The organism is Streptomyces sp. NPDC058955, assembly GCF_042741435.1.
In the GTDB taxonomy this organism is placed as follows: Bacteria; Actinomycetota; Actinomycetes; order Streptomycetales; family Streptomycetaceae; genus Streptomyces.
Genome location: NZ_JBHYKM010000183.1, coordinates 1 through 10,664, shown reverse-complemented (window position 1 = coordinate 10,664; position 10,664 = coordinate 1). Strand labels below are relative to the sequence as shown.

Here is a 10,664-nt window from a genome sequence, read left to right as displayed (position 1 = left end):
CTCACCACCCAGTACCTCGAAGAAGCCGACGAACTCGCCGACCGCATCGCCGTCCTCAACGGAGGCCGCATCGTCGCCGAAGGCACCGCCGACCAGCTCAAGCGCCAGATCCCCGGCGGCCACATCCGCCTCCGCTTCACCGACCCCGACGCCTACCGGGCCGCCGCCACGACCCTCCAGGTCGCCCAGCGCGACGACGAGTCCCTGGCGCTCCAGATCCCCAGCGGCGGCAGTCAGCGCGAGCTGCGGGCCATCCTCGACTGGCTGGACTCCACCGGCGTCGAGGCGGACGAACTCACCGTCCACACGCCCGACCTCGACGACGTCTTCTTCGCCCTCACCGCCAGCACCGTCCCCCACCAGACCGACCAGACCGACCAGAAGCAGGAGTCCGCCCGATGAGCGCCCTCTCCCTCGCCGCCCGCGACTCGTCCACGATGCTCCGCCGGAACCTCCTGCACGCCCGGCGGTACCCCTCCCTCACGCTGAACCTGCTGCTCACGCCCGTGATGATGCTGCTGCTCTTCGTCTACGTCTTCGGCGACGTGATGAGCGCCGGCATGGGCGGCGGCGCGGACCGCGCCGCGTACATCGCCTACGTGGTGCCCGGCATCCTGATGATGACCGTCGGCGGCACCGTGGTCGGGACGGCGGTATCCGTCTCCAACGACATGACCGAGGGCATCATCGCCCGCTTCCGCACCATGGCCATCCACCGCCCGTCGATCCTCGTCGGACACGTCGTCGGCAGTGTGCTCCAGTGCGTCATGAGCGTGGTCCTCGTCGGCGCCGTCGCCGTCGCCGTCGGCTTCCGCGCCACGGACGCGACCCCGCTCGAATGGCTCGCCGCCTTCGGCCTCACGGCCCTGATCGCCTTCGCGCTCACCTGGATCGCCGTCGGCATGGGCCTGGTCAGCCCGAACGCGGAGGCCGCGTCCAACAACGCCCTCCCGCTGGTCGTCCTCCCCCTGATCTCCAGCGCGTTCGTCCCGATCGACTCGATGCCCGGCTGGTTCCAGCCGATCGCCGAGTACCAGCCCTTCACCCCGGCCATCGAGACCCTCCGCGGCCTCCTCCTCGGCACCGAGATCGGCAACAGCGGCTGGATCGCGATCGCCTGGTGCGTCGGTCTCACGGCCCTCGGCTACCTCTGGTCGAAGTCCGTCTTCAACCGCGACCCCGCGTAACCCGCACGGCCCCCACGGGGCCACCCGCCACCAGGGCGGCGTACCCGACACCCGTCGGCGTGCGCCGCCCCCGCCGCGTTCCGCCGCCTGTCGTCCTCCTCACCCCTGCCCTTCCGTCTCTCGGATGCGCGCGAGCAGGCTCTCGTAGCCGGCCCGCCGGTCCGGGCGGGCGTGCGAAGCCGCCTTGCGGAGTACGGGGACGGCCTCCGGTCCGGCGCGCAGCACGGCCTCCTCGGCCGCCCGCCGGACGGTGGTCCGGCCGTGGTCGATGAGGGCGACAAAGACGGGGACCGCAGGCCGCCAGCGCGCCTGCGACAGCACCTGGATCGCGGTGCGCACCACGTCCGGCTGCGGGTCGCCGAGCAGGACCTCGGTCAGCCGCAGGTGGGTGTCCCGGTCGAGCAGCGCCCGCGAGGTCCGGTGCGCGTGGAGGCGTACGCCGGTCTCGGGGTGGGCCAGCAGTTCCCGCAGCGCCGCTTCGAGACGGTCCGGGCCGAGGGTGGCGGAGCGCTCGGTGAGGAGGGCCAGGGTGCGGCGGATCCGCGGCGGTTCGGGCGACCGCAGCAGGGCGACCAGCTCGTCGTCCGAGGGACCGGAGGACCGCCGGGGTTCGGGGACGGGCGCCCGCTCCCGCAGCGTGCGGAGCGCGGCCGCCTGCCGCTCGGCGGCCTCCGGGCCGTGCAGCGGGCCGTCGACGAGGTCGAGCCCCGCCTCGGGGTGCCGGGCCGCCAGCCGGTCCAGGACGGGCGTGCGGAGCAGGCGGCGGCCGGCGACCAGGTCCAGCAGTCCCGTCGCCCCTGCCGCGAGCCGGGGCTCCAGGTGCGCCGCCAGCGCGTCGGCGGGCACCCGCCGCAGCGCGCCGAACGCGTCGGCCCGCGTGTCGCCGTCCGGCCCGTGCTCCCACAGGGCGAGGAGGACGGGGAGGAGGGGCACGAGTTCGGGTGCGCCGAGGGTCGTGGCGGCGATCCGGGCCACCCGGTCGGGGCGGACTCCGGCGCCGAGCAGCACCTCGGGATCGGCTTCCGTCAGGGCCCGGCCCAGCGCGGTCCGCGGGGCCGGGTCGCCCGGCTCGTCGGTCCGGCCGCGCAGATGGGCGTCGAGGGCGGCGGCGCGGGCCTCCGGTTCGGGCCAGGCGAGGAGCGTGTGCGCGGCCGTGTTCCGCCGCTGTCGGACGTCGGAGTCGAGCAGGCGCAGCAGCCGCTCCCGCTGCGCGGCGGAACGGGGCTGGTCCAGGTCCGCTGGGCGGACGACGCGCGGCGCGGAGTCCGCCGCGCGGGCCTCCTCCGCAAGGGTCCACGGCGGGACCCCCAGCGGCTGAAGCTCCGTCATCCAGTCGAGGAGCGCGCCCCGTACGTCCGGTGCGGCGTCGGCGTGGAGGTCGGCGAGCGCGGCGAGCAGGTCGCGCGAACCGACGGCCGCTCCCCGTTCCCGGTACGCGGCCAGCTCCCGCACACTCCTCGCGGCGGAGGCGAGTTCGGCGTACCAGGGCGGCCGGGTGTCGGGGCGGCCGATCCCGAACGCCTCGCGTAGCACCGCCGCCTCGGCCGCCGCCGGGGCGGACGCCTTGGCGGCGGCGGCGAGTTCACGGTCGAGGTCGGCGCGGACGACGACGGCGCCGGCCCGCCGGAGCAGCGGCAGGGTGGACCGCCTACCGAAACCTTGCGCCGCCAACGCCCGTACGGCTTCGATGACTTGGGCACCGACGGACGGGCGGTCCGCGGCGTCCTCCAGGAGCGAGAGGATCCCGTCCCGCGCCTTGCCCTCCGCCTCGGCGAGGCCGTCGAGGAGCACCGTGGCGTGCCGGGCGAGCACTCCGCGTTCCTGTGCCGTACGGGGCCCGGGGCAGACCCCGTACGGCAGCACGCCGAGGACCGCGCGCCGCGCCCGTTCCGATGTGGCGGCGAGTGCGAGCCAGTCGGCGAGGTACGCGCGGGTCGGGCGGAGCCGGGCGGCGGGCGCCTGACGTTCGGCGAGGCGCAGGGCGGCGTCCGGGTCCCAGCCGTCCTCCGCCAGGCGCGCGATGTCGGTCTCGTCCGGGTCGGGCGCCGGGTCCCCGGCGAGCGCGGCGAGGAGCCGGTCGCGGACGCGGGCGTCCGCCGCGTGGTCCGCCGCGGCGGTGACGGTGGCGGGGAAGGTGTCGCCGAGGAGGGCGCGGAGGGCGTCGAGGAGGAGGTCGCGCAGGCCGGGGTTGTCGTCGCGGCCGAGGCGGTCGAGGAGGCGGGGTACGGCCCGGGCGGTGCCGGCGGTGGCGAGGGCGCGGGCCGCCGTCTTGCGGACGTTCATCTGGGGGTGGTCGAGACAGGCGGCGATCGCGTCCGAGGCCCAGCGGGCCCCGGCGTCGCCGAGGGCGCCGAGCGTCCGGCGTACGGTCTGCGGGTCCCGGTCCGGTCCGGTCAGCGCGAGCAGCGTCGCCGACACGGCTTCGACGCCGTCGCCGCCGGGGGCGCGGGCGAGGAGGGCGACGACGTGCTTGCGCACGTGCCGGTCGGGGTGGCGCAGGAGGGGGTGCACCCGGCGCCGGATCGTCCGGTGCGGTGCGTCGGGGAGGTCGAGCAACAGGCGGAGCAGGACGGCCCGTTCGCCGTCCATCAGCCCGGGCCGGTCGAGCAGCCCGAGGGCCAGGTCGGCGACGAGCGCGTGCCCGGCGGCCTCGGCGTCGCCGACGTCCAGCAGGCACACCGGCCGGATCCGGCCGCGCGCGTGCAGCCGCCGGCCGAGCCGGCACAGCGCGGCGACGGCCTCCGGAGCCACCCTCGGCTCCTCGTCCGGTACGGGCTCCGCGCCGTCCGGCTCCCACGCCGAGGCGGCCTCGCCGGCGATCCGCAGCAGCAGATCGGCGAGGACGGGCAGGAGTCCGGGGCCGGCGTGCTCGGCGAGCCGGGTCAGGGCGGCGACGGGCCGTCCGGGGTCCACGTGGGCGGCGAGGAGGGCGAGTTCGCGTTCGTCCGGCCCGCCGAGGTCGGCGGCCACCCGGGTGGGCAGCGCGGCCGCGTCCATCCGGACGAGGAGTTCCCGCCGGACCCCGGGATCCGTGGCCAGCAGCCAGACCAGCTCCAGGGCCCGCCCGCGGTGGGCCCGCAACGCCCGCTCGACGCGCCCCGGTTCGGGCACGGCGTGCGCGGCGAGACGGTCGCCGTCGGCCGGCGCGCAGGCGTCGAGGCCGAGGGCCGCACCCAGCACCCGTACCGTCCGCTCACCGCCGACGGCCTCCAGCGCGTCGAGCGCGGCGGCGGGCGCGTGCGGGAGGGCGGCGAGGACCGCGTCCTCGGTGCCCGGGTCGCGGAGCGCGCGGAGGGCGCGCAGGAACGGCGCCGGTGCGGACGCGAGCGGCAGGAGGCGGGCGATCTCCGCCGCCACCGGCAGGCCGCCGACGCCCTGCTCGTCCAGCGCGACGAGCAGGTCCAGCCGTCGGGGCCACGTGGGGTCGTCGGGCGCGCCGTCGGCCGACAGCCGCAGCACGTCGTGCCGGGCGGTGAAGAGGACGGTCGCCACGGTGCGGGCCGGGACGGTGTGGTCGGCGAGCGCGAGGCCGAGCACGGCGGGGACGTCCGGACCGGTGACGAAGTGGCCGCGCCGGTGCATCGCGCGCAGACACTCCACCGCGGGCCCGGCGAGCAGCAGCGGATCCTCCCCGGCGAGCCGCAGCACGGCCGGCACGTCGCCGCGTCGCGCCGTCTCCCCGTACAGGGCCAGGGCCCGCCTCCGTACCCGGGGCGGCTGCCCCGGATCCACGGCCGCCCGCCACAGCGACTCCCCGTGCCCGTGGGCGACGGCGGCGGTCAGCGCGGCGTCGGCGGTCGCCGGACCGAACAGCCCGGCGAACCGCTCGGGCGGCAGCGGCGGGACGACGGCCCAGGGTTCGGCGAGCGCGGCCAGCGCCGCGCCGACGACCGCCCCGGAGGCCGACGCGAGCAACCCCGTCAACGTGTCCCGCGCGAAGCCGGCATCGAGCACCCGCGCCCGCAGCCCCTCCCCGGCCAGCCGCACCGCCTCCCCCTCCAGCACGGCGTCCCCGGAGCCGGCCAACTCCCGGACCAGCGGGGCCACATGGGCGCAGTCCTCGACCCGTACGCCCCGGACGGCCTGGTACAGCTCCTCCCCGCGCTCCTCCCGCCGCAGCACGGCCGGGTCCCGAACCACCTCCGCCCGCGCCAACGCCACGAGCACCGACGGCACCAGCACCGCGCCGGGCCACGCACGCCACCCGGCCGGAGGCCCCTCGGGCGCCCCGGCCGAAGCCAGCGCCTCCTCGGGACTCACCGGAACCGGCGGGGAGGTCCGGGGGCGCCGGCGGGGCTGCGGTTTCACCGTGGGATGCACTCCGGGATCGTACGACCGGCGCCGGGACCGCCCACGCGTCATCCCCGACCACCCCTGCGCAGGACGTGGATCTCCCCCGCGTCCGGGTCGCCGACGTGGACGAAGAGCTTCGGGTGGTCCGGCGTGCCGTACACCCTCCACGGCGACAGCTCGCACCCCTCGACCGCGACGACGACCTCCTGCGCCCAGGGGCCGTCGCCCGGGGCGTACGTCCAGGTGCCGGTGCCGCTGCACCGGCCGGTGACGGTCTCGTCGCCGAAGGTCTCGACGCGGTCGGCCGTGGCGCTCCCGTCGGCCGCGAGGGTGAGGCCGCCGCCCTCGCCTTCGGACCAGACACCGGTGAGGAGTTCGGCGCTCACCTCCGGCGGTTCGTAGCCGATCCCGGCGTGCAGGGCGGCTCCGGCGGCGGCCCAGGCGGTGACGACGGCGAGCGTCCCGCCCAGCGCGACCCGTCCGAGCATCGCGCGCGCCGACAGCGCCGGCCGATCGGGCAGCAGCATCCTCCGGGTGACGAGGGCGGGCACGGTGAGGGCCACCGTCACCGCTCCCCATCCGGCCAGGGCCGTCCACGGCCCGACCGCCCACCCCGAGGCTCCGGCCACGACGACCGGGACCGCCACCGCGCCCGCCGTCAGGGGGACCCACCACCACACCTCGCGGCCCGAGAACCGCCGCCCGCACCACGCGGCCCCGACCATCGACGGCAGGACCAGCACCCCCGACAGCGCCACGAGGGCGACCGCCGCCGGCGCCAGGACGAACGGCGCCGCCACCGCCGCGAGCATCAGCCCGATCGCGCTGTACGCGCGTACCGGGGTCTCCAGGGTCTCCTGCCACACGAAGTACGCGATGCCGCCGATCACGGCTTCGACGAGCAGCACCGCCGTGGAGATCGCGAGGAGGTCGTCGTACCGCGCCTCCACGCGCGCGTGCCGCCGCCCCTCACGCTCCGGCCAGATTTCTGAACACATTCAAATCCCCTCCCGCCCCGCATCCTGCCGCATGGGCGGAAGCACCGCGCGGCCGGGGCGACGCGGATATCGGGATGAGCGGGTTCCGGCCCGTCTGGCACACTCGCCCGTCCAGGAGAGGGGTTCGCACGTGCACGCGAGGAACGGGGCCGGAGGGACGGCCGACGCGCCGGGGGCGTACGAGACGCACGTCACCGTACGGTGCGGCAGCGAGGCGGAGAGCGCGCGGCTGGAGGCGTGGGCGGGGCGCAGGGGGCTGAAGCTCACCACCATCGTGCTGGCCCGCGGCCGGACCCCCGTGCAGCCGATGCTGACGCTCCCCGACCGCACCGGCCACCCGGCGCTCGTGGACGCGCTGCGGGCGGCCGGGTTCGCGCCGGTGCGGGTCAAGGTGGAGACCGTGCCGTGGAGCGAGGAGCCGCCGGGGCCGGGCGGCGGTTACCACGAGCACCACCTCAGACTGGCGCTGCCGGCCGCCTACGACCGCGCCGCGCTCGAAGCCCTCGTCGCGCCGCACGGCGCGCACGTCTCGTGGAACGCCCGCCGCGCCCTCCCCGGACCCGGGGGCCGGCACGAGCGGTTCGTCACCCAGCGGCACCCCGGCCCGGCCCCGGCCGCGCTCCGGGCCTGCGACGACCTGCTCGCCGTCCTGACCGCGGCCGGTCACGAGGTGATCGGCGAGGAGCGCGAACTGGTCCTCTCCGACAGCGACCTGTCCATGGACGACGGCTGGCTCGAACCGGCCACCGCACACCCGTACGGGGCCCCCGAGGGCCCGCGCCCCCCCGAGGAGACGGCATGACCGGAGCGACGTGGACGGACCCGATCCCGGACGGCCCCGGCACGAGCGGCGAACCCCGCGGCGAGCACCGGCGGCGCTCCCTCGGCCCCCCGAGGACGCTGACCGCCGGCATCGGCGACGCCGCCGTCCGGCACCGCGTCTTCGACCCCGCGCTCAAGCACTTCGCCGACGCCTTCCGCCCCACGGACGACGTCGTCACGGACCCGGAGCTGCGCGCCCGCTGGCAGGAGGCGCGGCGCTCCGCGCTCGACCTGGTGCTCGCGGCGGTGGCCGGCTCCGCGTGGGCGGACTCGCTCGTGCTGCGCGGCAGCATGCTGATGTCCGCGTGGTTCGGCGGGGCCGCGCGCCCGCCCAAGGACATCGACTTCGTGGTGGTCCCCGAGACCTGGCGCATCGAGGAGCCCCGCACCCGCGCCATGCTCGACGGCATCGCCGCGGCGGCCGACCGGCTCGCCCGCGCCCTCGACCTGGACCTCACGATCGACGACGCCGGCGCCGTGACCGAGTACATCTGGACGTACGAACGCGTCCCCGGCCACCGCCTGGTGCTCCCCTGGTCCGCCCCCGGACTGCCCGGCGGCCAGGTCCAGCTCGACTTCGTCTTCCACGAACGCCTGCCCACCCCGCCCCGCACCACCGAGGTCGCCGGCGTCCGGGTGCGGGCGGCCGACCGGGAGCTCTCCCTGGCCTGGAAACTCCTCTGGCTGAGCTGCGACATGTACCCCCAGGCCAAGGACCTCTACGACGCCGTCCTCCTGGCCGAGAGCTGCGCCCTGCCCCTGCCGCTCCTGGAGACCGTCCTGAGGGAGGCCGACGAGTGGCCGGCCGGGCGCGACGAGCCGCTCTCCCTCGCCCTGTTCGAGGCGGCCGCCCGCGACGTCGACTGGTCGGCCTTCCCCGACGAACGGCCCGGGGCGGCCGCCGGCCGGTCCGTCCGCGAGGAGCTGACCGCCCGCCTCCTGGCCGCGCTGGGCCCGATGTTCACGGGCTGACCGACCGCGCGGGAGAGCGGCGCGCGCCCGTCGGACGGGCATTGTCAGACCCTCGCGCGAAGATGGATCCATGACCGCTTCTCCCGCCGCTGAGGCGTACTTCGTCCTGTCCAGCCCCGCCGCGTACGGGGACGCGCTCGACCGGTTGCGCGCCGCGTCCCGCGCCTACTACGCGGGCGAGAACAGCCCGTTGGACGACGCGTCGTACGACGCGCTGCGCCTGGCCGTGCTGGCGTGGGAGGAGGCGCACCCGGACGGCGGCGCCGAGTCGCCGACGGGTCTGGTGGCCGACGGGGCCGCGCCGGAGGGCGACGTCGCGCACACCACGCGCCTGCTCAGCCTCGACAACGTCTTCGGGCCCGAGCAGCTGGTCGCCTGGGACGCCTCGCTGCAGCGGCGGCTCGGCCGGGCGGTCGAGGGCGGGTTCACGGTGGAGCCGAAGCTGGACGGGGCGGCCGTGGCCGCGCGGTACCGGGAGGGGCGGCTCGTCCAGGTGATCACGCGGGGCGACGGCACGCACGGCGAGGACGTCAGCCACGTGGTGGGTTCGGTCGTCGGGCTGCCCGAGCGGCTGCCGGAGCCGGTGACCTTCGAGGTGCGCGGCGAAGTGCTGTTCACGCACGAGCAGTTCGAGACGGCGCAGGAGGTGCGCGCCGCCCACGGCGGGGCGCCGTTCGCGAACCCGAGGAACGCGGTCGCGGGCACGCTGCGGGCGAAGGACCGGCCGTACCGGCTGGAGATGACGTTCTGGGCGTACGGCGCCGTCGACCTGGACGGCGGATCGTTTCCGCCGGCGGGGGCCACGCACGCCGAGGTGCTCGCGGCGGTCGCGGCGGCGGGGGTCAGGACGACGGCCGACACGCCGGCCGGACTGCACGTGGTGGACACCATCGCGGAGGCGCAGGCCCGCGTGGACGCGATCGGCGCGCTGCGCGCCGGGCTGCCGTTCGGCATCGACGGCGTGGTCGTCAAGGCGAACAGCGCCGCCGAGCAGGCCGAGGCCGGGCTCGGGAGCCGCTTCCCCTACTGGGCCATCGCCTACAAGCTGTCGGCCGTGGAGCGGCAGACCGTGCTGCGGGACGTCGTGTGGGAAGTGGGCCGCACGGGCGTGCTCGCGCCGACCGCCGTCCTCGACGCGGTCGAGATCGACGGCTCCACGGTCTCCCGCGCCACCCTGCACAACCCGGCCGACATCGCCCGCCGCGACCTCCACCTCGGCGACACGGTGACCGTCTACAAGGCCGGCGACATCATCCCGCGCGTCCAGGCGCCGGTCGTCGAGCTCCGCCCCGCGGACGCCGTGCCGGTCCCGCTGCCGGCCGCCTGCCCGAACTGCGGCGGCGACATCGACAAGAGCCAGGAGCGCTGGCGGTGCGCGAAGGGCGCGGGCTGCGCGCTCGCCCCGCTGATCGAGTACGCCGCCGGGCGCGACGTCCTCGACATCGACGGCCTCGGCAGGACGTACGTCAAGGCGCTGATCGACGCCGGCCTGGTCACGGACGTGGCCGACCTGTTCACGCTGACCGAGGAGCAGCTGACGGTCGCCGCGGGCAGCGCCCGGCGCGGCGCGAAGCTCGCCGAGCAGTTCGAGCTGGCCCGCAGCCGCCCGCTGAGCCGGGTCTTCTGCGCCCTCGGCATCCGGGGCACCGGCCGCCGCATGTCCCGGCGGCTCGCGGCCCACTTCGGCACCATGGAGGCGATCCGCGCGGCGAGCGCGGAGGACCTGCTGGCCGTCGAGGGCATCGGCCCGGAGAAGGCGCCGGTGGTCGTCGCCGAGCTCGCCGCCCTCGCGCCCGTCGTGGACAAGCTGATCGCGGCCGGCGTCAACATGACCGAGCCCGCGCCGGCCGGCCCGTCCGGCGGGCCCGCCGCCGACGGCTCCGCGCCCGCCGAGGGTCCGCTGACCGGCAGGACCGTGGTGGTCACCGGGAAGATGACGGGCCGGCTCGACGGGTACGGACGCTCGCAGATGAACGAACTCATCGAGCGGGCCGGAGGCCGGGCGGGCAGCGGCGTCAACGCCAGGACGAGCTACCTGGTCTCCGCGCCCTCGGCCACCGGCAAGCCCAGCTCGAAGGCGGTCGCCGCCGAGAAGCTGGGCGTGGAGGTCCTGACGCCGGAGGCGTTCGCCGACCTCGTCGCCGACTTCCTCGACTGACGCCACGGCCGACACCGCGGACGCCGACGACGGAGGCGGCACGGCCCGCCCGGGGCCGTACCGCCTCCTCGCATCCTTCGGAGCGGACCGCCCCGGTCGGCCGTCAGCGCTCCGACGTACCGCCCTGGGCGGAGGTACGCCGGCGGGGGCGCCGCTCGCCGCCGCGGCCGCCGGCCTTGGCGGCCGCCTCGCCCGTCCTGGCCGCGCCGCCGGATCCCGTACGACGGGAGGTGC

Annotated in this window: 6 protein-coding genes and 1 pseudogene; 5 read left to right on the top strand and 2 right to left on the bottom strand. The window is 76.7% G+C overall.

The genetic code is table 11. The annotated features are described in order from the left end of the window. Together ACFW1I_RS36685 and ACFW1I_RS36680 are read left to right on the top strand one after the other, a co-directional pair. Nucleotides 1-402: pseudogene (locus ACFW1I_RS36685) on the top strand (ABC transporter); the annotation flags it as partial. Then, a complete protein-coding gene (locus tag ACFW1I_RS36680) occupies nucleotides 399-1,187 on the top strand; it encodes an ABC transporter permease (RefSeq protein ID WP_384678169.1) in 789 nt (262 codons plus the stop codon). The pseudogene ACFW1I_RS36685 and the gene ACFW1I_RS36680, both read left to right, overlap by 4 nt. Before the next feature lie 99 nt (nucleotides 1,188-1,286). On the opposite strand, the gene ACFW1I_RS36675 is transcribed toward ACFW1I_RS36680, so the two are convergent. Both ACFW1I_RS36675 and ACFW1I_RS36670 read right to left on the bottom strand, forming a co-directional pair. Beyond that, on the bottom strand, nucleotides 1,287-5,354 hold the full coding sequence (locus tag ACFW1I_RS36675; protein ID WP_384678167.1) for a HEAT repeat domain-containing protein: 4,068 nt from the start codon (nucleotides 5,352-5,354) through the stop codon (nucleotides 1,287-1,289). 191 nt (nucleotides 5,355-5,545) lie between these two features. Next, nucleotides 5,546-6,478: a hypothetical protein gene (locus ACFW1I_RS36670; RefSeq protein ID WP_384678165.1), complete on the bottom strand. Its 933-nt coding sequence runs from the start codon at nucleotides 6,476-6,478 to the stop codon at nucleotides 5,546-5,548. A 130-nt stretch (nucleotides 6,479-6,608) separates the two neighbouring features. Between ACFW1I_RS36670 and ACFW1I_RS36665 the strand changes: the two genes are divergently transcribed. The 3 genes from ACFW1I_RS36665 to ligA all read left to right on the top strand — a co-directional run bounded on the left by ACFW1I_RS36665 (nucleotide 6,609) and on the right by ligA (nucleotide 10,430). Then, nucleotides 6,609-7,280, top strand: coding sequence for a hypothetical protein (locus tag ACFW1I_RS36665; RefSeq protein ID WP_384678163.1), 672 nt, complete (start codon nucleotides 6,609-6,611; stop codon nucleotides 7,278-7,280). Next, on the top strand, nucleotides 7,277-8,272 hold the full coding sequence (locus ACFW1I_RS36660) for a nucleotidyl transferase AbiEii/AbiGii toxin family protein (protein WP_384678161.1): 996 nt from the start codon (nucleotides 7,277-7,279) through the stop codon (nucleotides 8,270-8,272). Before ACFW1I_RS36665 ends, ACFW1I_RS36660 begins: the two co-directional genes overlap by 4 nt. Nucleotides 8,273-8,342: 70 nt before the next feature. Beyond that, a complete protein-coding gene (ligA, locus tag ACFW1I_RS36655; protein ID WP_384678159.1) occupies nucleotides 8,343-10,430 on the top strand; it encodes an NAD-dependent DNA ligase LigA in 2,088 nt (695 codons plus the stop codon). The last annotated feature ends 234 nt before the right edge of the window (nucleotides 10,431-10,664 follow it).